Genomic DNA, 23,710 nt, shown 5'->3' with positions numbered 1-23,710 from the left:
TGCGGAGTATTTGTCATGAGTCGTAAACAACTGGCCCTGCTCGAACCGACGTTAGTTCGTCAGGCGCTTATGGATGCGGTCAAAAAGCTGAGCCCGCGCGTGCAGTGGCACAACCCGGTGATGTTTATTGTCTGGGCGGGAAGCGTCCTGACCACCGCCCTGGCGATTGCCATGGGGACGGGCCACATGCCGGGAAACGCGATGTTTACCGGCGCCATCAGCCTGTGGCTGTGGTTTACCGTGCTGTTCGCCAACTTTGCGGAAGCGCTGGCGGAAGGCCGGAGTAAAGCGCAGGCCAACAGCCTGAAAGGGGTGAAAAAAACGGCGTTTGCGCGCAAGCTGCGTGAGCCGAAATACGGCGCGCAGATGGACCACGTTCCGGCGGATGAACTGCGCAAAGGCGATGTGGTGCTGGTGGAAGCCGGAGACATCATCCCCTGCGACGGTGAAGTCATTGAGGGTGGCGCATCGGTAGACGAAAGCGCCATTACCGGAGAGTCCGCGCCGGTGATCCGTGAATCCGGCGGCGATTTTGCCTCCGTGACGGGCGGGACGCGCATTCTTTCCGACTGGCTGGTGATCCAGTGCAGCGTCAACCCGGGCGAAACTTTCCTCGACAGGATGATCGCCATGGTGGAAGGCGCCCAGCGCCGTAAAACACCTAACGAAATCGCCCTGACCATCCTGCTGGTGGCCCTGACAATCGTCTTCCTGCTGGCAACCGCGACGCTGTGGCCGTTCTCCGCTTACGGCGGCACCGCGGTCACCATCACGGTGCTGGTGGCGCTGCTGGTCTGCCTGATCCCCACCACCATCGGCGGCCTGCTGTCGGCCATCGGCGTGGCCGGCATGAGCCGCATGCTCGGTGCAAACGTCATCGCCACCAGCGGGCGTGCGGTTGAAGCAGCCGGTGACGTGGATGTCTTGCTGCTGGATAAAACCGGGACCATTACCCTCGGTAACCGCCAGGCGTCCGAATTCTTACCCGCTCCGGGCGTGGATGAAAAAACGCTGGCGGACGCCGCGCAGCTCTCCTCGCTTGCCGATGAAACCCCTGAAGGTCGCAGTATCGTGATCCTCGCCAAGCAGCGTTTTAACCTTCGCCAGCGCGACGTTCAGAGCCTGCATGCCACCTTCGTGCCCTTCACGGCGCAAACCCGCATGAGCGGTATTAACATTCAGGACCGGATGATCCGTAAAGGCTCCGTTGACGCCATTCGTCGCCACATTGAGGCAAACAATGGCCACTTCCCGCCAGAAGTGGACAGCCTGGTCGAAAGCGTGGCCCGTCAGGGGGCCACGCCGCTGGTGGTGGCAGAAGGCTCGAACGTGCTGGGGGTGATTGCCCTGAAGGATATCGTCAAAGGCGGCATCAAGGAGCGCTTTGCCCAGCTGCGTAAAATGGGCATCAAAACGGTGATGATCACCGGGGATAACCGTCTTACCGCCGCGGCGATTGCCGCCGAGGCGGGCGTGGATGATTTCCTTTCCGAGGCCACGCCGGAAGCGAAGCTCGCGCTGATCCGTCAGTATCAGGCGGAAGGCCGTCTGGTCGCCATGACCGGTGACGGTACCAACGACGCCCCTGCCCTGGCGCAGGCCGACGTGGCGGTGGCGATGAACTCCGGTACCCAGGCGGCAAAAGAGGCGGGGAACATGGTCGACCTCGACTCAAACCCAACCAAGCTGATTGAGGTGGTGCACATTGGCAAGCAGATGCTGATGACGCGCGGTTCGCTGACCACGTTCAGTATCGCTAACGATGTGGCAAAGTACTTCGCCATCATTCCGGCCGCGTTTGCCGCGACCTATCCGCAATTAAACGCGCTGAACGTGATGCACCTGCACTCCCCGGCATCGGCCATTCTGAGCGCCGTGATCTTTAACGCCCTGATTATTGTCTTCCTGATCCCGCTGGCGCTGAAGGGCGTGAGCTATAAGCCACTTACGGCGGCCGCCATGCTGCGCCGCAACCTGTGGATTTACGGCCTGGGCGGGCTGGTGGTGCCTTTCATCGGTATCAAGGCTATCGACCTGCTGTTGACCCTGTTCGGGCTGGTTTAAAAGGTGAATCAAATGACAATGTTACGCCCCGCTATACTTCTGTTTATTCTGCTGTCTCTCATTACCGGCGGGCTGTACCCGCTGGTAACTACCGCGCTGGGCCAGTGGTGGTTTAAGGATCAGGCCAACGGCTCGCTGATTATGCAAAACGGTGAAAATCGCGGTTCGCGCCTGATTGGTCAGAACTTTACGGATGCTCGTTACTTCCAGGGTCGCCCTTCCGCCACTGCCGAAAGCCCGTATAATCCGATGGCATCCGGCGGCAGTAACCTGGCGGGCAGCAACCCTGAGCTGGATAAAGCCGTTGCTGAGCGCGTGGCAGCCCTGCGCGCTGCCAATCCTCAGGCCAGCCGTGAGGTGCCCGTCGAGCTGGTAACCGCCTCGGCCAGCGGGCTGGACTACAGCCTGACCCCGGCAGCAGTGGCCTGGCAAATCCCGCGCGTCGCCGCCGCCCGTCAGTTGACCATCGAACAGGTGAGCAAGCTGGTTGCTGAGCACACGCAAAAACCGCTGGTCAGCTTCATCGGCATGCCCGTGGTGAATATTGTTGAGCTGAATCTGGCGCTGGACGCGCTAAGGAAAAACTAAATGACCGACGAGCCCATGCGCCCGGATCCGGACAGGCTGCTTGAACAGACGGCTGAAGCCCATCGCGGCAAACTGAAAATTTTCTTTGGCGCCTGCGCGGGCGTCGGGAAAACCTTCGCCATGCTGACAGAAGCCCAGCGGCTTCGGGCGCAGGGGCTCGATATTCTGATCGGCGTGGTTGAAACCCACGGACGTAAAGAGACGGCGTCGCTGCTGAAAGGGCTGGCTACCCAGCCGCCCCGCCGCATCAGCCACCGTGGTCGGTTAGTCACTGAGTTTGATATTGATGCCGCCCTCGCCCGCCGTCCCGCCCTTATCCTGATGGACGAACTGGCGCACAGCAATGCGCCAGGCTCACGCCACCCAAAACGCTGGCAGGATGTTGAAGAGCTACTTGAAGCCGGCATCGATGTTTTCACGACGGTTAACGTTCAGCATCTGGAAAGCCTGAACGACGTGGTCAGCGGCGTGACCGGCATTCAGGTGCGAGAGACGGTGCCGGATCCCTTCTTTGATTCCGCGGACGAGGTGGTGCTGGTCGACCTGCCCCCCGATGATTTACGCCAGCGCCTGCATGAAGGCAAAGTCTACATCGCCGGCCAGGCCGAGCGCGCCATCGAACATTTTTTCCGAAAAGGTAACCTGATTGCCCTGCGCGAGCTGGCTCTGCGTCGTACTGCCGATCGCGTCGACGATCAGATGCGCGCCTGGCGCGACCTGCAGGGCCAGGAGCGCGTCTGGCATACGCGGGATGCCATCCTGCTGTGCGTGGGGCACGGCAGCGGCAATGAAAAGCTGGTCCGCACCGCTGCGCGCCTGGCAGCCAAATTTGGCAGCGTCTGGCATGCAGTGTATGTCGAAACGCCGCAGTTGCACGCTCTGCCCGAAAACCAGCGCCGCGCGATCCTGAGTTCGCTGCGCCTGGCGCAGGAGCTGGGCGCTGAAACCGCAACGCTCTCCGATCCACAGGAAGATAAAGCCATACTGCGCTACGCGCGAGAGCATAATCTGGGGAAAATTGTCATTGGCCGCCGCCAGCATCGCCGCTGGTTTAGCCGCGAATCCTTTGCCGACAAGCTGGCCCGCCGCGCGCCGGATCTGGATCTGGTGATCGTGGCGCTGGATGACAAGCCCACGCCGTTACCCAGCCGCGCCCCGGACAGCCGAGCCTTCAGCGATAAATGGCGCATTCAGCTTCGCGGCTGTTTTGTCGCCGTTGTGCTCTGCGCCCTGATCACTATTATTGCCAGCAAATGGCTGATTGCCTTCGACGCGGCCAACCTGGTGATGATCTACCTGCTTGGCGTAGTGGTGGTGGCGCTCTTTTACGGACGCTGGCCGTCGGTACTGGCGACGGTGATCAACGTCATCAGCTTCGATCTATTCTTTATTGATCCTCGCGGGACGCTCGCGGTTTCAGACGTGCAATACATCCTCACCTTCGGCGTGATGCTCACCGTCGGGCTGGTGATCGGGAACCTGACGGCCGGCGTGCGCTACCAGGCGCGTATCGCCCGCTATCGCGAACAGCGCACGCGCCATCTGTATGAGATGTCTAAATCGCTGGCGGTGGGCCGTACGCCGCTGGATATTGTGCAGACCAGCGAGCAGTTTATTCGCTCGACGTTTCATGCCAGCAACCTGATTTTACTCCCTGACGAACACGGTAAGCTGCGCCCGCTGACGTCGGCCTCAGGCATGACGCCCTGGGATGAAGCCATCGCGCGCTGGAGCTTTGATAAAGGGCTACCCGCGGGCGCAGGGACTGACACCCTGCCCGGCGTGCCCTATCAAATTCTGCCGCTGCGCAGTGCCGATAAAAATCAGGGGCTGGTGATTGTTGAGCCCTCCAACCTGCGCCAGCTGATGATCCCCGAACAGCAGCGACTGCTGGAGACCTTTACCCTGCTGGTTGCCAGCGCGCTGGAACGGCTGGCGCTCACCGCCAGCGAAGAACAGGCCCGGCTGGCGAGCGAGCGGGAAAGCATTCGTAACTCGCTGCTGGCGGCGCTGTCTCACGATCTGCGTACGCCACTTACCGTCCTGTTTGGCCAGTCAGAAATTCTGACGCTGGACCTGGCAGCGGAAGGCTCCAAACACGCCCTTCAGGCCAGCGAAATCCGCCAGCATGTGCTGAATACCACGCGCCTGGTGAATAACTTGCTCGATATGGCGCGTATCCAGTCAGGCGGTTTTAACCTCAAAAAAGAGTGGCTCACGCTCGAAGAAGTGGTGGGCAGCGCGCTGAAAATGCTCGAACCTGGCTTAGGCGGGCGGCATATTGCGCTGAACATGCCCGAGCCACTGACGTTAATTCACGTTGATGGCCCGCTCTTTGAGCGGGTGCTGATCAACCTGCTGGAAAATGCCGGCAAATATGCGGGTGCCAGCGCCCGGATTGGCGTGGATGCTACGGTGGACGATGGAACGCTTCATCTTGACGTCTGGGATACCGGACCGGGCATTCCTGCCGGGCAGGAGATGGCTATTTTTGAAAAATTCGCGCGCGGCAATAAGGAGTCGGCCATTCCGGGCGTGGGGCTGGGGCTGGCGATTTGCCAGGCAATTATTGACGTCCATGGCGGGACCATCTCCGCGGAGAATCGTCCGGAAGGCGGCGCGCGTTTTTGTGTTACACTTCCTCTGGAAACCCCGCCAGAACTTAATGAATTACCAGAGGATTTGTGATCAACGTTCTGATTGTTGAAGATGAGATCGCCATTAGCCGGTTTCTGCGCGCTGCGCTGGAAGGCGATGGTCTGCGCGTTCATGATGCGGGTACGCTTCAGCGGGGTTTAATTGAAGCCGCCACCCGCAAGCCGGACCTGGTGATCCTCGATCTTGGCCTGCCGGACGGTGACGGCATTGATTTTATCCGGGAAGTGCGTCAGTGGAGCCAGATGCCGATCCTCGTGCTCTCGGCCCGTACAGAAGAGACGGATAAAATCGCGGCGCTGGATGCCGGGGCGGACGATTATCTGATTAAACCTTTTGGTATCGGCGAGCTACAGGCTCGCCTGCGCGTGGCGCTGCGCCGCCACAGCGCAACCACGCCCGCTGACCCAACCTACACGTTTGGGGATATCCGGGTTGACCTGGCCGCGCGGCGCATTGTGCGCGGCGATGAGGAAATTCACCTCACGCCAATAGAATTTCGCCTGCTCGCCGTACTGCTCAACAACCACGGCAAGGTACTCACCCAGCGCCAGCTGTTAAGTCAGGTGTGGGGACCCAATGCTGTAGAACATAGTCATTATCTACGCATATATATGGGACATCTTCGTCAGAAACTCGAAGTCGACCCCGCTCGCCCTCGCCATCTATTAACTGAAACCGGTATCGGTTATCGGTTTATGCTTTGAATAACTATTCACTTTATTTTTAAATAAAACGAAATCCCTCAGAAAATATTTCACAAATAACCCATGCGTTATTTTTGCGGGTTATTTTCGCTCATTTAAAACATTAACAGAACAACCCGTTAACGCATCATCAACAAATCAGAGTTTTGATCTGCGATATTCATTTTAAACGAATATTTATTTCTGATTTGATCGGTTAACGGTGATCTACCTCACGGTTAATCGGCTTTTTCTGGATAAAATGACCATGCTTTCAATTACTGAAAGGAAAATGAAACATGGAAAACAACAATCGCTTAATGCCCCATATAAGGCGGACAACACATATCATGATGTTTGCCCACCGAAACTGCTTTGACTTTCATCTCTTTAATGCCCGGTAGTCCTTCGACTTCTGGCGCACTCGCTTACAGGCTATCCTTAAACACCTTATTTTACAGGCTATTGCCTGTGATCTCGTGCGCTCATTCATCCTGATTCAGAATCATCCGCACCGGGCGGACTGAATTTCAATCATCAAAAAAGCAATTCACTGATTTTAATCAGCGGCCACCCTTTGCTTTTTTTCCGGAAAAATTATCGATTTCTTTCTTGCAAGAAATCGAAGGACGCTTATTACCTAAAATAAAGAGAGAAAGATGAAAAGTTTAAAAATCGCAGCCAGCCGTGCATGTCCGGATTGCTTTACTACCCAGCGTGAACTGGTGGATGTCCGCGCCTCTGATTATATTGATGTTGCCGCCATTGTTCTGACGGTTACGGATATTGCCAGCGGTATTCTGGACGAAATAGAAGCCACCGGTTTTGGCATTCCCGTATTTGTCGCAACGCACAAAGAAGAGTTCATCCCGGCAGACTATTTATCTCGCATTCATGGCGTATTTGAGTTCTCAGACACCAGCAACGACTTTTATGGACGCCAGCTGGAAGCGGCCGCCCAGAAGTATGAAACCCAGCTGCGCCCGCCGTTTTTCCGCGCCCTTGTCGACTATGTAAAACAGGGCAACAGCGCGTTTGACTGCCCGGGGCATCAGGGTGGCCAGTTCTTTCGCCGCCATCCTGCCGGCAATCAGTTTGTCGATTTCTTTGGTGAGACGCTTTTCCGCGCCGATCTGTGCAACGCCGACGTGGCGATGGGCGATCTGCTGATCCACGAAGGCGCGCCGTGCATCGCCCAGCAGCATGCGGCAAAAGTCTTTAATGCCGATAAGACCTACTTCGTGCTGAACGGTACCTCGTCATCCAACAAAGTGGTGCTTAACGCTCTGCTCACCCCGGGCGACCTGGTGCTATTCGACCGTAATAACCACAAATCTAACCATCACGGTGCACTCCTCCAGGCTGGCGCAACGCCGGTCTATCTGGAAACGGCGCGCAACCCGTACGGCTTCATTGGCGGCATTGACGCCCACTGCTTCGAAGAAAGCTATCTGCGCGAGCTGGTAGCAGAGGTGGCGCCGGGCCGCGCGCGCGACGAACGTCCGTTCCGTCTGGCGGTTATCCAGCTGGGTACCTACGACGGCACCATCTATAACGCCCGTCAGGTGGTGGATAAGATTGGGCACCTGTGTGATTACATCCTGTTTGACTCGGCCTGGGTGGGTTACGAGCAGTTTATTCCGATGATGGCCGACTGCTCGCCGCTGCTGCTGGAGCTGAACGAAAACGATCCGGGGATCCTGGTCACCCAGTCCGTGCATAAACAACAGGCTGGCTTCTCGCAGACCTCGCAAATCCATAAGAAAGACAGCCATATCAAAGGGCAACAGCGCTATGTCCCACATAAGCGGCTGAATAATGCCTTCATGATGCACGCCTCCACCAGCCCATTTTATCCGCTGTTCGCTGCGCTGGACATCAACGCCCGCATGCATGAAGGCCAGAGCGGCCGCAACATGTGGATGGACTGCGTGGTTAACGGTATCGAAGCGCGCAAGCTGATCCTGGAGAACTGCCGGTATCTGCGCCCGTTCGTGCCGGAGACAGTGGATGGCCGTCCGTGGGAAAGCTGGGACACGGCGGAGATTGCAACCGATCTACGCTTCTTCCACTTCGTGCCGGGTGAAAACTGGCACGCTTTTGAAGGCTACGCTGAGCACCAGTATTTTATCGACCCGTGCAAGCTCCTGCTGACCACGCCGGGCATTAACGCCCGCACCGGGGAGTATGACGACTTCGGCGTGCCCGCCACTATCCTTGCCAACTTCCTTCGCGAAAACGGCATCGTGCCGGAAAAATGCGATCTCAACTCGATCCTGTTCCTGCTCACGCCGGCGGAAGATATGGGCAAGCTGCAGCAGCTTGTGGCACAGCTGGTGCGCTTCGAAAAACTGCTCGAGAGCGATGTTCCGCTGAAAGAGGTATTGCCTTCTCTCTACAAACAACATCCGGAACGTTACGCGGATTACACCCTGCGCCAGATCTGCCAGGAAATGCATGACCTGTACGCCCGCCACAACGTGAAGCAGCTGCAAAAAGAGATGTTCCGCAAGTCTCACTTCCCACGCGTGATGATGAACCCGCAGGACGCGAACTACGCCTACCTGCGCGGCGAGGTCGAGCTGGTCTCCCTGCGCGACGCGGAAGGCCGCATCGCCGCTGAAGGTGCGCTCCCTTACCCACCGGGGGTGCTGTGCGTGGTTCCAGGGGAAGTCTGGGGCGGTTCCGTGCTGCGCTACTTTGCCGCACTGGAAGAAGGCATCAACCTGCTGCCGGGCTTCGCGCCGGAGTTGCAGGGCGTGTATGTCGAGGAGTGTGACGGTCGCAAACAGGTTCGCTGCTACGTCATCAAACAATCCGCCGCTCAGCCCGCGCTGCTGAAAGGAGAGAAATTATGAGTAAGTCCAATAAGATGGGCGTGGTGCAGCTGACTATCCTTACCATGGTCAACATGATGGGTTCCGGGATTATTATGCTGCCCACCAAGCTCGCCGAAGTGGGGACGATTTCGATTATCTCCTGGCTTGTTACCGCCGTAGGATCGATGGCGCTGGCGTGGGCGTTCGCCAAGTGTGGGATGTTCAGCCGCAAGTCAGGTGGCATGGGCGGCTATGCTGAGTACGCCTTTGGTAAGTCCGGCAACTTTATGGCGAACTACACCTACGGCGTATCGCTGCTGATCGCCAACGTGGCGATTGCCATTTCCGCCGTCGGCTACGGCACGGAGTTGTTTGGCGTGACGCTCAGCCCGGTACAAATTGGGCTGGCGACCATCGGGGTTCTGTGGATCTGCACCGTGGCCAATTTTGGTGGCGCGCGCATTACCGGTCAGCTCTCCAGCATCACCGTCTGGGGCGTGATTATCCCGGTTGTCGGCCTGTGCATCATCGGCTGGTTCTGGTTCAGCCCAACGCTCTACGCCAACTCCTGGAATCCGCACCACGTGCCGTTCTTTACGGCAGTGGGCTCGTCTATCGCCATGACGCTCTGGGCCTTCCTGGGTCTGGAATCCGCCTGTGCGAACGCAGAAGTGGTAGAGAACCCGGAGAAGAACGTGCCGATTGCGGTCCTCGGCGGAACGCTGGGCGCGGCGGTGATCTATATCGTCTCGACTAACGTCATTGCCGGGATTGTGCCAAACATGGATCTGGCTAACTCCACGGCGCCGTTCGGGCTGGCCTTTGCCCAGATGTTCACCCCGGAAGTCGGGAAAGTGATCATGGGTCTGATGGTGATGTCCTGCTGCGGCTCGCTACTCGGCTGGCAGTTCACCATCGCGCAGGTGTTTAAATCCTCGGCTGATGAAGGTTACTTCCCAAAAATCTTCTCCCGCGTGACCAAAGCCGACGCGCCGGTGCAGGGTATGCTGGCAATTGTCATCTTCCAGAGCGGATTGTCGCTGATGACCATTAGCCCGTCCCTGAACAGCCAGTTTAACGTGCTGGTCAACCTGGCGGTGGTGACGAATATCATTCCGTATATTCTGTCGATGGCGGCGCTGGCGATCATTCAGAAGGTGGCGAAAGTTGATCCACGCAAAGCGCGTGCGGCGAATATTGTGGCGCTGATTGGGGCAATCTACAGCTTCTATGCGCTCTACTCATCCGGCCAGGAAGCGATGCTGTATGGCGCGATGGTGACCTTTATGGGCTGGACGCTGTACGGTCTGGTGTCACCGAGATTTGAATTGAAGAATAAGCATAGTTAAAAAAAAGCCCGGTGGCGCTAGCGCTTACCGGGCCTTTTTCTCCCTCTCCCTTTGGGAGAGGGCCGGGGTGGAGGCATCAGCCCGCACCAGAACCGCACTTACGCGTTTTTCAGCACTTCGCTGACAATCTCTACCGCTTCTTTCTCAATCTGCTGGCGGTGCTCAGCGCCGAGGAAGCTTTCGCAATAGATTTTGTACGCATCTTCCGTACCGGACGGACGCGCGGCGAACCAGCCATTTTCGGTCATCACTTTCAGTCCACCGATAGACGCACCGTTACCCGGTGCCGCCGTCAGACGGGCAGTGATCGGATCGCCTGCCAGGGTACTTGCGCTGACCATCTCTGGGGAGAGTTTGGACAATGCAGCTTTCTGCGCAGAGGTCGCGCCAGCCTGGATACGGTTATAGCTTGGCGCACCAAAGCGTGCCGCCAGCTCGTTGTAGTGTTCCTGCGGGTTTTTACCGGTAACCGCGGTGATTTCCGCAGCCAGCAGGCACATGATGATGCCGTCTTTATCGGTTGACCACGGGGTGCCGTCGAAGCGCAGGAAGGACGCGCCCGCGCTCTCTTCGCCGCCGAAGCCAAAGCTGCCGTCGTGCAGACCGTCAACGAACCACTTGAAGCCCACCGGCACTTCCACCAGCTTGCGGCCCAGCGCGTCCACCACGCGGTCGATCATCGCAGAAGAGACCAGCGTTTTACCGACAGCCACCTCTTTGCCCCACTGCGGGCGGTGCTGGAACAAGTAGTTGATCGCAACAGCCAGGTAGTGGTTCGGGTTCATCAGCCCGGCAGGGGTGACGATGCCGTGACGGTCATAATCCGGGTCGTTAGCAAATGCCAGATCGAACTTGTCGCGCAGCGCCAGCAGGCCCGCCATCGCGCACTCGGAGGAGCAGTCCATACGGATCGCGCCGTCTTTGTCCAGGTGCATGAAGCGGAAGGTCTGATCAACGTGATCGTTCACGATGGTCAGATCCAGCTTGTAGTGCTCGGCGATGCGCTTCCAGTACTCAATACCGGAGCCGCCCAGCGGATCCACGCCCAGCTTCAGGCCGGCTTTCTGAATCGCCGCCATATCGACGATATCCGCCAGCCCTTCCACGAACGGCTGAACCAGATCCTGCTCTTTCACGTGGCCGGAGGCCATCGCTTCATCAAGAGAAATACGTTTAACGCCTTTCAGGCCGTCGGCCAGCAGCGCGTTTGCACGATCTTCCACCACTTTGGTGACGTTGGTGTCAGCCGGGCCGCCGTTAGGTGGGTTGTATTTGATACCACCGTCTTCCGGCGGGTTGTGGGATGGCGTGATAACGATCCCGTCTGCCAGTGCGCCACCTTTTTTGTTGTGCACAAGGATTGCGTTTGATACCGCTGGCGTTGGGGTGAAGCCGTTGTTCTCCTGCACAATCACGTCAACGCCGTTTGCCGCCAGCACTTCCAGCACGGAAATGAACGCCGGTTCAGACAGCGCATGGGTATCTTTGCCCACGTAGCACGGACCGGTAACGCCGTTTTTGGCGCGCTCTTCCGCAATGGCCTGAGCAATGGCCAGAATATGCGGTTCGTTAAAGCTGTGGCGCGCCGCGCTGCCGCGGTGACCAGATGTACCAAACTTCACTGCGTGTTCTGCGTTGCCCACGACCGGTTTCAGCACGTAATACTGCGCGGTCAGCTGAGCGACGTTAATCAAATCGCTTTGTTGTGCAGGTTGGCCTGCACGGCTGTGATTTGCCATTACCGGGTCCTTATGATGCAAGGGTTAAATTGTACCGCAAACCTTTTCAATCAATTCCGCCGGGAACTGCATGGACTGCATGATGTGTTCAATCATGCTGCACTTGCGGCCCGTATTGGTATTGGTGATCACCCAGTACGGGGTGCCAGGGACATGTTTAGGTTTGGTTTGATTGCCATTTTGCAGCAGCGTCTGCTCGTCGCCCGCGAAATAGACGCGGGTACGGCCGTGCAGCGACTCGGTCGCTTCAGCAAACGCTTTGTTATCCAGGGCGTAAAGTGTAGACAGCACCAGCATAAAACGGTTGACCGCCTTTTTCTGCTCCGCATATTCGTCGGAGAGCAGCAGCTCACGCATCGCGCGCACTTTATCTTTTACCGGCGTCACGGCAGGTTTTGCCTGTGCAGCAACGCTCGGCTGAGACACGACATCTTTGGTAACTGGGGTGGCAGGCTGTGAAGCGGCGGAAATTTTAAGCATGCGCCGTAAAATGTCGGACGCGCTCTCCCCGATATGCCGCGTCTGGCTGGCAATATACTGATAGAGTTCGTCATCAACTTCGATTGTTTTCATCTTAATCCAGTGCGATATCTTATCTGAATACAAGTCATTGGGATTATAAGGTCAAATCCCAACAGCGGATAGCGTCAAACCAGGTTGGCGGCAAAAGTCAGATTAAACTGGAACCTTGCAGCCGGGCGGCAGAATGGTCAACATGATACCCTAACCTGACATACGTAAAAAAAGAACTTTGCCATGAAATTGAATACCCGAGCGCAAACTGCACAATCGCCGAACAATAATTCCCCCATCGTGCTGGTTCATGGACTTTTTGGCAGCCTGGATAACCTGGGCGTGCTGGCCCGCGATTTGGTCAGCGATCACGATATTCTACAGGTTGATATGCGCAATCACGGGCTTTCCGGCCGCTCAGACGTAATGACCTATGCGGCAATGGCGCAGGACCTGCTGGATACGCTTGATGCGCACAATCTGCAGAAGGTGACCCTCATCGGGCATTCAATGGGCGGTAAAGCGGTTATGGCGCTCACCGCGCTGGCGCCAGAACGCATTTCCGGGCTTGTGGTCATTGATGTTGCCCCTGTGGACTACGACGTTCGACGTCATGATGAGATTTTCGCAGCAATTAATGCTGTAACGGCAGCTGGCGTTTCCACACGTCAGCAGGCGGCAACGGTTATGCGTGAGCATCTTGATGAAGAAGGCGTGGTGCAGTTCCTTTTGAAGTCGTTTGTTGACGGGCAATGGCGTTTTAACGTGCCGGTGCTGTGGGACCAGTACAACAACATCGTGGGCTGGGAAACCGTCCCCGCCTGGCCGCACCCTGCTCTCTTTATTCGCGGCGGCCACTCTCCTTATATTACCGACGCTTACCGCGACACGCTGCTGGCACAGTTCCCGCAGGCGCGCGCCCACGTGATTGCCGGGGCCGGGCACTGGGTTCACGCCGAAAAACCTGACGCTGTACTGCGCGCTATCCGCCGCTATCTCGCTGATACTGCAAATTGATTAAAAAGAGAGCGACTGGAAGATGACAGGCTTCCAGTCGTTGGCGTGCCGTTTTTGGTGATGTATGATGGCGCGCTTATCGCCCGGGCTTTAGCAGGGCGGCGTGTTTCCCCCGAAGTCTCAGAATCATGGCCAAAGAACAAACGGACCGTACGACACTAGATCTGTTCGCGAATGAGCGTCGACCGGGACGACCGAAAACGAATCCGCTTTCGCGCGATGAACAGCTGCGTATCAATAAACGCAATCAGCTTAAACGCGATAAAAATCGTGGGCTTAAGCGTGTCGAACTGAAGCTCAACGCTGACGCTGTCGATGCGCTTAACGAGCTGGCCGAGGCGCGTAATATCAGCCGCAGCGAGCTTATTGAAGAGATGCTCATCGCTCAGCTTGAGACGCTTCGCAGCCAGGCATAAGTCTGAAAAACCTCTTTATCGCCCTTTTCATGTAGCACAGAGTGCAGTCCTGCGCGATAGCGGTTTCCGCAGGGTTGCCAGTTCTGCTATTATTGCCCTTATCCGTGGCCGAATTGCGCCACCATACCATTAAGTTTCAAGAGGTTATTTTACTCATGGCAATCATCGGCATTTTCTTCGGCAGTGATACCGGCAATACCGAAAATATCGCAAAAAACATTCAGAAACAGCTCGGTAAAGACGTTGCTGATGTGCATGACATCGCCAAGAGCAGCAAAGAAGATCTCGAGGGCTATGACATTCTGCTGCTGGGTATTCCAACCTGGTACTACGGTGAAGCCCAGTGCGACTGGGACGATTTCTTCCCGACGCTGGAAGAGGTGGACTTCAACGGGAAGCTGGTCGCACTGTTTGGCTGTGGCGATCAGGAAGACTATGCCGAGTACTTCTGTGACGCGCTGGGGACGATTCGCGACATCATTGAGCCGAATGGCGCGGTTATTGTTGGTCACTGGCCGACTGCCGGTTACCACTTCGAAGCCTCTAAAGGCTTGGCCGATGACGATCATTTTGTCGGTCTGGCCATTGACGAAGACCGTCAGCCTGAGCTTACGGCAGAGCGTGTAGAGAAGTGGGTTAAGCAGATCCGTGAAGAACTCCACCTGGACGATATTCTCAACGCCTGATTTTTTCTACGGCGCAACGCAGGTTGCGCCCGTTTTCCAGGTAAAACCGATTAAATTAATTGCTACAAACTTTTAACTTTTTCGCCCAGACCTGTACAATGTCTCCCTGGCAAAATGTGGTTTCCATTGAGCAAGTTTGTTGGTGATACCACGTTTTTATAAGCATATTTTGCCTGAGACTTGCAGTTTTCATTTAGGCATGGCAGTTCTATAATGAGACGCATTAACCCAGGTGCATTTTCTGTCACTTCCTTCAGAAGTGAATCGTTTAGCAACAGGACAGATTCCGCATGACTGACAACAATACCGCATTAAAGAAGGCTGGCCTGAAAGTAACGCTTCCTCGATTAAAAATCCTCGAAGTGCTTCAGGGTCCAGACAATCACCATGTCAGTGCGGAAGACCTTTATAAACGTCTTATCGACATGGGTGAAGAGATTGGGCTGGCCACCGTTTATCGCGTGCTGAACCAGTTTGATGACGCGGGCATTGTTACCCGTCATAATTTCGAAGGCGGTAAATCTGTATTCGAACTGACCCAGCAGCATCACCACGATCACCTGATCTGCCTCGATTGCGGCAAGGTCATTGAATTTAGCGATGATTCCATCGAAGCGCGTCAGCGTGAAATCGCAGCTCGTCACGGCATTCGCCTGACCAACCACAGCCTGTACCTATACGGTCACTGCGCTGAAGGGGATTGCCGCGAGAATGAACACGCTCACGACACAAAATAAGTTAGCGTTCATACTCTGAGCCAGCCGCGAGGTTGGCTTTTTTTTGCGTCAAAAAAGCCCGGTAAGCAAAGTGCCACCGGGCGTAAAGCAACTTATTTATTGTTATTGCGTATCTCGTTCCAGATCTTATCGCAACGCTTCGCCACTTCCTGATCGTTACCGGTTTTACGCGCCTGAATACAGGCCTGATAATCCATCACCCGAACGTTCTCCTGCGTCGCGAACTGCTCATGCGCTTTCTCTTTCTTCAACACATTCAGCACGCTCCGACAGGCTTCGATTTTCTCCGGCGATCCTTCCGCGGTATTAATACAGGCGCTATACGCCTCCTTCAGACGGGAATCCTCTTTTGGCGCCTGAGTCTGAGCGCACGCCACCAGCCCTGATGCCAGCAACGCGACGATTACGATTTTTTTCATCATGTGCAGTCTCCAGACCGGCGGGACTCAGCCCGCCGGTGTGCTCATCAGAAGATGGTGAATGGGGCGATAACCATGAATTTGACGTCACGTTCATCCTGGAAGATGTTGCCGTAACCGCCCGCATAGCTTGGAATATCGGAGTGGTTGTCATACTGGGTGAAGTGCAGCTTGAACATCGTGCCTTTCGCGCGGCCATCCTGCAGGGTATAGATAGCATCCAGGCTGTAGGAGGACTCTTTCAGGCGATAGTTAGGATCGTAGTAGGCATCCGGCGTCGCCATGTCTGCTGGTTTTGCGTCCCAGGCGTATGCGTAAGAAGCCCCCACCGCCCAGCCAGGCAGGTTCCAGTTTTTCAGGTCATACATGGCGCCGAAGAAGACCGCTTTCTCGCCGTCGGCGTTGAAGTCGGAGCGGTTATCCCACCAGATATCCAGACGACCGTTGGATGATGCATAGGTCGGGGTCATACGCTGCAGGAAGTAGCCCTGCTGCCCTTCCGCCTTCACCCATGTCCCTTCCAGACGCAAATCAACCTGACCGACTTTGTAGCCGAAGGTCAGCGCCTGAAGCCACGCGGTGCCGTTATAAATGTCATTTACGCTGCCATCGCTGACCTTATCGCGCGTACCGTAGAACTGGTAGCTGGTGCTCAGCGGGCTACCGGCGATATCAAATTTGTAGCTGGCTTTAGCAAAATACTGATCGATATAGCCTTCCGCCTGACCAAATGCGGCTTCCAGAACCAGATCGTTTTTAAAGTCGTACTTCGCGCCCAGCGAGTGGAGGTAATCGACTTTGGTTTTCTTATCGTTCTGGTAGAACTTATCCATTTCGATGTGCCACGGCGCTTTGTACTCGTTGGTCCACATATAGGAGAAGCTCAACGCACCTGCGTCACCGTAGTCAAAGTTAGCCCCGGCTTCTGCACCCTGATAGGTACCAGGCATAAAGCTCCAGTGCGGCGCTAACAGCGTCTGGCCGGTTGGCTGAATATACCCCCCGCGCGCCCAGACCGGGCCGTATTTAAATTTCGCTGCAGCCTTATAAAGGCTGATACCGCTTTTATCTCCGGACCAGTCTTCGTCATAGGCTTTATTGCTGGAGGAGAAGGCAATTTCGTTCGGGTGGCCGCTGTCGCCGTTTTCCGCCATTTCGATTGCGGTAAATGCAGCAATATCCAGACCGAACATATCAGCGGCATAGCCTGACTGGAAGTCCAGGTTGGCGTTCCAGGTGGAGTGAGAGAGGTTGGTTTTGTATTTATCTTCTGTGACATCTTTACGGTCACGTTCACGCTGCCAGTAATAAATACCGCCAGTGAGGGTAGAATCTTCGATGAAACCTGCTGCTTTCGCCTCTGGTGTCACCACCAGGCCCGACATTGCTGTCACACCGGCAATAGCCAGCGCCAGCGCATTACGTTTGCCACTGAACGTACGCATAGATTATTCCTCTTTGACGAATTAAAACGCCTTAAACGGCGAAAATATAAAAGACCAAATGGTCAGGGGTAGTTATAAATACCCTCGAATTAACTACCGTCTTTAGGTTATTTTTCGCGACGCGAATTATCAATGCTTTTCAGTGGGCAAAAGTCAGGATTATGACGAAGTGCACATAATTGGTAGTGCTTTGTAACATTTAGCCGGATGCGAGGTGTGGCGGGGCTAAAACAGGTAATTTCAGCGTATTAGACCGTAAAAAAACACGTATTTGTTCTTATTCTCTTTTTTATCATAAAGACAAACTTTTTTTAGAAAAATAAGTAGCACCACGTTGACCAAAAATTTTAGTTGGCCTAATTACGGGTCTACTTTAACGATATGATCATTAAATAAAAAAACGCCGCTATAAGCGGCGTTTGTTTCTCATTGACCAGTGCAGCGTTATTATTCGCCGATCTTCGTCCAGGTATCACGCAAACCTACGGTACGGTTAAATACCGGCTTTTCTGCCGTACTGTAACGGCTGTCCAGGCAGAAGTAACCTTCACGTTCAAACTGGAATGCTTTGCCCGCTTCAGCCGCTTTCAGCGACGGCTCCGCGTAACCCTGTTTGATCACCAAAGATTCCGGGTTGATAGTCGCCAGGAAGTCTTCAGCTGCACCCGGGTTAGGGACGCTAAACAGACGATCGTACAGACGAATTTCTACCGGCAGCGCGTGGGAAGCGCTCACCCAGTGGATCACGCCTTTCACCTTGCGGCCATCTGCCGGATCTTTGCTCAGCGTCTCTGCATCGTACGAACAGAAGATGGTGGTGATGTTGCCTTCTGCATCTTTCTCTACGCGCTCGGCTTTGATGACGTAGGCGTTACGCAGACGCACTTCTTTACCCAGCACCAGACGTTTGTACTGCTTATTGGCTTCTTCACGGAAGTCAGCACGATCGATCCAGATTTCACCGCTGAACGGCACGTCGCGGCTTCCCATTTCCGGTTTGTTCGGATGGTTAGGCATGGAGACCAGCTCGCTTCCACCCTGCGGGTAGTTTTCGATAATCAGTTTCACCGGATCGATAACGGCCATCGCGCGCGGGGCGTTTTCGTTGAGATCTTCACGAATGCAGGATTCCAGAGACGCCATTTCGATGGTGTTGTCCTGCTTGGTCACGCCAATACGTTTGCAGAACTCACGAATAGAGGCGGCAGTGTAACCACGACGGCGCAGACCAGAGATGGTTGGCATACGCGGATCGTCCCAACCCTCAACGTGCTTGTCTGTTACCAGCAGGTTCAGCTTACGCTTGGACATCACGGTGTATTCCAGATTCAGACGAGAGAACTCGTACTGACGCGGATGCACAGGAATGGTGATGTTATCCAGCACCCAGTCGTACAGACGACGGTTGTCCTGGAACTCCAGCGTACACAGGGAGTGCGTAATGCCTTCCAGCGCATCGCTAATGCAGTGGGTGAAGTCGTACATCGGGTAGATGCACCACTTGTTGCCGGTCTGGTGGTGTTCCGCAAATTTAATGCGGTACAGCACCGGGTCACGCATCACGATAAACGGAGACGCCATGTCGATTTTGGCGCGCAGGCACGCTTTGCCTTCTTCGAAACCACCGGCACGCATTTTTTCAAACAGCGCCAGGTTCTCTTCCACGCTGCGATCGCGGAACGGGCTGTTTTTACCTGGCGCAGTCAGCGTACCGCGATACTCGCGGATTTCGTCAGCAGACAGTTCGTCGACGTATGCCAGACCTTTATTGATCAGCTCCACCGCGTAGGCATACAGCTGATCAAAATAGTCAGAGGAGTAGCAGATATCGCCAGACCAGTTGAAGCCCAGCCATTGCACGTCGTTTTTAATGGACTCAACGTATTCGATGTCTTCTTTTACTGGGTTGGTGTCATCGAAACGCAGGTTGCACTGCCCCTGGTAATCTTGCGCAATGCCAAAATTCAGGCAGATCGATTTCGCGTGACCAATGTGCAGGTAGCCGTTCGGCTCCGGCGGGAAACGCGTATGTACCGTGGTGTGCTTACCACTGGCCAGATCTTCATCGATGATCTGACGAATAAAGTTACTCGGGCGGGCTTCTGCCTCACTCATCGTGGATTCCTCAAAGCGTAAACAACGTATAACGGCGTATGATCTTATAAGCCGGACGTAGTGACAACCCTTAGTTACGGAAAATACGTATCAGATGAAAATAATGGGGGCATTTGCTGCAAAAAAAAGCGGCGGAGGATATCCCCCGCCGCTTAAGGCATGACTCTACTCAGGAGCGATTACTTGCCTTTAATCTCATACAGCGCTGTTTGGCCTGCAACTACCTGACCTTTCGCCTGAATGACCAGGCCGCTGAAGTCATCAATGTTGCTGCAAACGACCGGGCTAATCATGGAGCGCGCGTTGGCGTTCAGGAAGTCCAGATCCATTTCCAGAATCGGCTGACCCGCCACCACTTCAGCGCCCTCTTCTACCAGGCGAGTAAAGCCCTGACCGTTCAGCGCAACGGTATCGATACCCATATGGACAACGATCTCCGCGCCTTTTTCGGTTTCGAGGCAGAACGCGTGGTTGGTGTTGAAGATTTTCACGATGGTACCGGCCGCCGGAGACACAACGGTTTTGTCCGTTGGTTTCACCGCCACGCCGTCACCAACCGCTTTGCTGGCGAACGCTTCGTCAGGCACCTGCTCAAGCGCAACCACGTCACCGGTGACCGGGGACACCAGCGCAGCGATAGTCACCGCATTTGGCACGGCCTGCGGTTTTGCAACCGGCGCTTCAGCTACTGGAGCGCTATCCGTTGAGGCGGCAGCAACCGGCCCACGGGCGACCACTTTTTTCATTTCATCGCCGATAGATTCAGCTTTCGCACCCACGATAACCTGGATGGTTTGCTTATTCAGTTTCACCACACCAGACGCGCCCAGGCGTTTACACATCGCATCACTCACGCGCGCGGAATCACCCACGGTCAGACGCAGACGAGTAATACAGGCGTCAATCGCTTTCAGGTTGTCGGTACCGCCGACTGCGGCAATATAGCTGGTCGCCAGCTGGGTTAAACCTTCTTCGGTATTGCTGTTTGCTTCACTGGTAACAACATCTTCTTTCGTATCTTCGCGGCCCGGCGTTTTCAGGTTAAACATACGAATCACCGCGCTGAACAGAACGAAGTAGATAACGAAGAAGATCAGGCCCATCACCACCAGCATCCAGACGTTGCTGCTTGCCGCCGGCAGGTTGTACATCAACACGTAGTCAATGGCGCCTGCGGAGAAGGAGAAGCCCGCATGGATACCCAGAAGGGTGGCAACGAACAGGCTGATACCGGTCAGGATTGCGTGCATGAGGTACAGCAGCGGAGCCAGGAACATGAACAGGAATTCCAGTGGCTCGGTAACACCGGTCAGGAAAGCGGTAATCGCAACAGACAGCAGCATGCCGCCAACCATCGGACGACGCGCTTTTGGCGCGGCCAGGTACATAGCAAGCGCAGCACCAGGCAGACCAAACATCATAATTGGGAAGAAACCGGACATAAACATGCCCGCGGTGCCGTCACCCGCGTAGAAGCGGTTGATGTCGCCGTGGAAAACGGTGCCCGCCGCATTGGTAAACTCACCAATCTGGAACCATGCGATGGTATTCAGCACCTGATGCAGGCCTGTAGGGATCAGCAGACGGTTAATGAAACCGAAGATACCTGCGCCCATCGCACCCGCAGAAACGATCCACTCGCCGCCCGCATGAATGGCATGCTGCACCGGCGGCCAAACGTAGCCAAAGATCGCTGCCAGAACCAGGCAGAAGAAGCCCGTCGCGATCGGAACGAAACGTTTTCCACCGAAGAAACTCAGGAAATCAGGAAGCTTAATATTTGCCCAGCGGTTATACACGGCGCCGCCAACCAGACCGGTAATGATACCCGCCAGCACGCCCATATTGATTTCAGGGTTAATGGTTACCATCGCTTTCGTCAGGATGAAATAACCGACTGCGCCTGCCAGAGCCGCAGCCCCTGCACTGTCTTTTGACCAACTGGACGCGACGCCGATGGCGAATATCAGCGCCAGGTTATCAAAAATAGCGCCGCCTGCCTGAGCAATGAACGGCACATTAAGAAGATCGGGTTGCCCGAATCGCAACAGTAATGCTGCAACCGGTAGCACGGCGATAGGGAGCTGCAAAGCCCTACCGAGGCGCTGGAAAAAACCTAAAATATTCATCCTATTCCCCCTACGAGGCCCGTTATCGGGCTCGTGCAGTAACTATGTTTTTATTGTGTCGACAACGATTAATACAGTTGATGATTCACTGGCATTGTGAGTGTGTGAAAAATTAATTCGTATCGCAAATTAAACACCCATTTTTTGTGATTTTTGTCACCAAATATCGTAATCCCCCCTCCCTTTCACTGGCTAACAGCCAAAACTTATTTTATCATTCAAAAAATCAAGACGGATTGATCCGGCCTGAAAGGTTCCAGGTTACGCTTAAGCATCAGGTTCCGATTACCATCCGCCCACTCTTCTACTTTAACTCTTGAGGTGAACAATGAGACTGATTCCCCTGGCAACTGCTGAACAAGTCGGTAAATGGGCCGCTCGCCATATCGTTAACCGTATTAATGCCTTCAAGCCTACTGCCGATCGTCCGTTCGTTCTTGGCCTTCCAACCGGTGGTACTCCACTGACCGCGTACAAAGCGCTGGTTGAAATGCACAAAGCGGGCCAGGTTAGCTTTAAACATGTTGTAACCTTCAACATGGACGAATATGTTGGCCTGCCAAAAGAACATCCTGAAAGCTACCATAGCTTCATGCACCGCAATTTCTTTGATCACGTTGATATCCCAGCTGAAAATATTAACCTGCTGAATGGAAATGCGCCTGATATTGACGCAGAATGCCGTCAGTACGAAGAAAAAATCCGTTCTTACGGTAAAATCCACCTGTTTATGGGTGGCGTGGGCAACGATGGGCATATCGCGTTCAACGAACCAGCCTCTTCTCTGGCTTCCCGTACCCGCATTAAAACGCTGACCCATGACACCCGCGTGGCAAACTCCCGCTTCTTTGACGGTGACGTGAACCAGGTTCCAAAATACGCCCTGACCGTTGGCGTAGGCACCCTGCTGGATGCCGAAGAGGTGATGATTCTGGTGCTGGGCGGCGTGAAAGCGCAGGCGCTCCAGGCTGCCGTTGAAGGCAACGTTAACCACATGTGGACCATCAGCTGCCTGCAGCTGCATCCTAAATCAGTCATCGTCTGCGACGAACCGTCAACGATGGAGCTGAAAGTGAAAACGCTGAAATACTTCAACGAGTTAGAAGCAGAGAACATCAAAGGTCTGTAATTGAATAACCGCCTCTTCCACAAGAGGCGGCCGCTTTTTTTAACCGGGGGTCGTTATGTACGCTTTAACCCACGGTCGGATTTATACCGGCCATGAAATTCTGGATGACCATGCGATTGTTATCGCCAATGGCCTGATTGAACGTGTTTGTCCGCTGGCAGAGCTGCCGCCGGAGATTGAACAGCGCTCACTCAATGGAGCAGTAATCTCCCCCGGTTTCATCGACGTACAGCTGAACGGCTGCGGCGGCGTGCAATTCAACGACACCGCCGAGGCGGTGACGGTTGAAACGCTGGAAATCATGCAGAAAGCTAACGAGAAATCAGGCTGCACCAGCTATCTGCCGACGCTCATCACCAGCAGTGATGACCTGATGAAACAGGGTATCCGCGTGATGCGCGAATACCTGGCGAAACACCCGAATCAGGCGCTGGGTCTGCACCTGGAAGGACCATGGCTGAATATAGTGAAGAAAGGCACGCATAATCCGGATTACGTGCGCAAGCCTGATGCTGAACTGGTCGACTACATGTGTGCCAACGCTGATGTAATCGCTAAAGTGACGCTGGCGCCTGAAATGACCGGCACTGAGGTCATCAGCAAACTGGCTGCCGCCGGGATTGTGGTTTCCGCAGGCCACTCAAACGCCACGCTGAAAGAAGCCAAAGCGGGCTTCCGTGCGGGTATTACCTTTGCCACGCACCTTTACAACGCCATGCCGTATATTACCGGCCGTGAACCGGGTCTGGTCGGAGCGATTCTCGACGAACCAGACGTCTACTGCGGCATTATCGCTGATGGTATGCACGTTGATTACACCAACATTCGCAATGCCAAGCGGCTGAAAGGTGACAAGCTCTGCCTGGTCACCGATGCCACTGCGCCAGCAGGTGCAAATATTGAGCAGTTCATTTTTGCCGGTAAAACAATATACTACCGCAACGGACTGTGTGTGGATGAAAACGGTACGCTGAGTGGCTCCTCTTTGACCATGATTGAAGGGGTGCGTAATCTGGTTGAGCATTGCGGGATTGCGCTTGATGAAGTCCTGCGTATGGCCACCCTTTATCCGGCTCGCGCCATCGGCGTGGATAAACAGCTTGGCGGAATTGCACCAGGTATGGTTGCAAACCTGACGGCATTCACACACGATTATAAAATTATTAAGACCATCGTTAATGGTAACGAGGTCGTCACTGAGTAA

19 protein-coding genes are annotated in these 23,710 nt (G+C 55.0%); 13 read left to right on the top strand and 6 right to left on the bottom strand.

Going from position 1 to position 23,710, the window contains the following annotated elements; all coding sequences use genetic code 11:
• Nucleotides 1–15 precede the first annotated feature (15 nt).
• From kdpB to potE, 7 genes are all read left to right on the top strand, one after another.
• Entirely contained in the window at nucleotides 16–2,064 is a 2,049-nt protein-coding gene (gene kdpB, locus AC4ICF_RS06830; RefSeq protein ID WP_116343903.1) for a potassium-transporting ATPase subunit KdpB, read from the top strand.
• Between the two features lie 12 nt (nucleotides 2,065–2,076).
• Nucleotides 2,077–2,652, top strand: coding sequence for a potassium-transporting ATPase subunit KdpC (gene kdpC, locus AC4ICF_RS06825; protein ID WP_316380485.1), 576 nt, complete (start codon nucleotides 2,077–2,079; stop codon nucleotides 2,650–2,652).
• Nucleotides 2,653–5,340 carry a two-component system sensor histidine kinase KdpD gene (kdpD, locus tag AC4ICF_RS06820; RefSeq protein ID WP_116343901.1) on the top strand — a complete coding sequence of 896 codons (2,688 nt, stop codon included), beginning with the start codon at nucleotides 2,653–2,655 and terminating at the stop codon, nucleotides 5,338–5,340.
• Nucleotides 5,337–6,014 carry a two-component system response regulator KdpE gene (kdpE, locus tag AC4ICF_RS06815; RefSeq protein ID WP_024908812.1) on the top strand — a complete coding sequence of 226 codons (678 nt, stop codon included), beginning with the start codon at nucleotides 5,337–5,339 and terminating at the stop codon, nucleotides 6,012–6,014. The genes kdpD and kdpE overlap by 4 nt, the downstream gene beginning before the upstream one ends.
• 278 nt (nucleotides 6,015–6,292) lie before the next feature.
• Complete coding sequence (speFL, locus tag AC4ICF_RS06810; protein WP_003858645.1) at nucleotides 6,293–6,397, top strand: leader peptide SpeFL; 105 nt, start codon at nucleotides 6,293–6,295, stop codon at nucleotides 6,395–6,397.
• A gap of 255 nt (nucleotides 6,398–6,652) precedes the next feature.
• Complete coding sequence (gene speF / locus AC4ICF_RS06805; protein ID WP_316380487.1) at nucleotides 6,653–8,851, top strand: ornithine decarboxylase SpeF; 2,199 nt, start codon at nucleotides 6,653–6,655, stop codon at nucleotides 8,849–8,851.
• Nucleotides 8,848–10,161 (top strand): putrescine-ornithine antiporter, encoded by a 1,314-nt coding sequence (gene potE / locus AC4ICF_RS06800; protein WP_116343898.1) that lies wholly within the window; start codon nucleotides 8,848–8,850, stop codon nucleotides 10,159–10,161. The genes speF and potE overlap by 4 nt, the downstream gene beginning before the upstream one ends.
• A 98-nt stretch (nucleotides 10,162–10,259) precedes the next feature.
• On the opposite strand, the gene pgm is transcribed toward potE, so the two are convergent.
• Nucleotides 10,260–11,900 carry a phosphoglucomutase (alpha-D-glucose-1,6-bisphosphate-dependent) gene (gene pgm, locus AC4ICF_RS06795; RefSeq protein ID WP_116343897.1) on the bottom strand — a complete coding sequence of 547 codons (1,641 nt, stop codon included), beginning with the start codon at nucleotides 11,898–11,900 and terminating at the stop codon, nucleotides 10,260–10,262.
• A 24-nt stretch (nucleotides 11,901–11,924) separates the two neighbouring features.
• Nucleotides 11,925–12,473 carry a replication initiation negative regulator SeqA gene (gene seqA, locus AC4ICF_RS06790; RefSeq protein ID WP_163330461.1) on the bottom strand — a complete coding sequence of 183 codons (549 nt, stop codon included), beginning with the start codon at nucleotides 12,471–12,473 and terminating at the stop codon, nucleotides 11,925–11,927.
• Between the two features lie 183 nt (nucleotides 12,474–12,656).
• On the opposite strand from seqA, the gene ybfF reads away from it, so the two are divergent.
• The 4 genes from ybfF (at nucleotide 12,657) to fur (ending at nucleotide 15,269) form a co-directional block, all read left to right on the top strand.
• Nucleotides 12,657–13,430 (top strand): esterase, encoded by a 774-nt coding sequence (gene ybfF, locus AC4ICF_RS06785; protein WP_316380488.1) that lies wholly within the window; start codon nucleotides 12,657–12,659, stop codon nucleotides 13,428–13,430.
• 128 nt (nucleotides 13,431–13,558) lie between these two features.
• Nucleotides 13,559–13,846, top strand: a complete 288-nt coding sequence (ybfE, locus tag AC4ICF_RS06780) for a LexA regulated protein (protein ID WP_014883017.1) — start codon at nucleotides 13,559–13,561, stop codon at nucleotides 13,844–13,846.
• 155 nt (nucleotides 13,847–14,001) lie between these two features.
• On the top strand, nucleotides 14,002–14,532 hold the full coding sequence (gene fldA, locus AC4ICF_RS06775; protein WP_008501067.1) for a flavodoxin FldA: 531 nt from the start codon (nucleotides 14,002–14,004) through the stop codon (nucleotides 14,530–14,532).
• Nucleotides 14,533–14,822: 290 nt separating this feature from the next.
• Nucleotides 14,823–15,269, top strand: a complete 447-nt coding sequence (fur, locus tag AC4ICF_RS06770) for a ferric iron uptake transcriptional regulator (protein WP_028012361.1) — start codon at nucleotides 14,823–14,825, stop codon at nucleotides 15,267–15,269.
• 92 nt (nucleotides 15,270–15,361) lie between these two features.
• On the opposite strand, the gene chiQ is transcribed toward fur, so the two are convergent.
• From chiQ to nagE, 4 genes are all read right to left on the bottom strand, one after another.
• Nucleotides 15,362–15,688, bottom strand: coding sequence for a ChiQ/YbfN family lipoprotein (gene chiQ, locus AC4ICF_RS06765; protein ID WP_316380509.1), 327 nt, complete (start codon nucleotides 15,686–15,688; stop codon nucleotides 15,362–15,364).
• Nucleotides 15,689–15,735: 47 nt separating this feature from the next.
• A complete protein-coding gene (chiP, locus tag AC4ICF_RS06760) occupies nucleotides 15,736–17,133 on the bottom strand; it encodes a chitoporin ChiP (protein ID WP_316380489.1) in 1,398 nt (465 codons plus the stop codon).
• A 447-nt stretch (nucleotides 17,134–17,580) separates the two neighbouring features.
• Nucleotides 17,581–19,248 (bottom strand): glutamine--tRNA ligase, encoded by a 1,668-nt coding sequence (gene glnS, locus AC4ICF_RS06755; RefSeq protein ID WP_316380490.1) that lies wholly within the window; start codon nucleotides 19,246–19,248, stop codon nucleotides 17,581–17,583.
• Nucleotides 19,249–19,427: 179 nt separating this feature from the next.
• Nucleotides 19,428–21,377: a PTS N-acetyl glucosamine transporter subunit IIABC gene (gene nagE, locus AC4ICF_RS06750; protein ID WP_439209961.1), complete on the bottom strand. Its 1,950-nt coding sequence runs from the start codon at nucleotides 21,375–21,377 to the stop codon at nucleotides 19,428–19,430.
• A gap of 328 nt (nucleotides 21,378–21,705) precedes the next feature.
• Between nagE and nagB the strand changes: the two genes are divergently transcribed.
• Together nagB and nagA are read left to right on the top strand one after the other, a co-directional pair.
• Nucleotides 21,706–22,506, top strand: coding sequence for a glucosamine-6-phosphate deaminase (nagB, locus tag AC4ICF_RS06745; protein WP_028012356.1), 801 nt, complete (start codon nucleotides 21,706–21,708; stop codon nucleotides 22,504–22,506).
• Between the two features lie 55 nt (nucleotides 22,507–22,561).
• Nucleotides 22,562–23,710 (top strand): N-acetylglucosamine-6-phosphate deacetylase, encoded by a 1,149-nt coding sequence (gene nagA / locus AC4ICF_RS06740; RefSeq protein ID WP_028012355.1) that lies wholly within the window; start codon nucleotides 22,562–22,564, stop codon nucleotides 23,708–23,710.

It is taken from the genome of Enterobacter sp. ECC_219_Taxon_10 (assembly GCF_058354905.1).
This window is presented reverse-complemented; position numbering and strand designations above follow the sequence as displayed.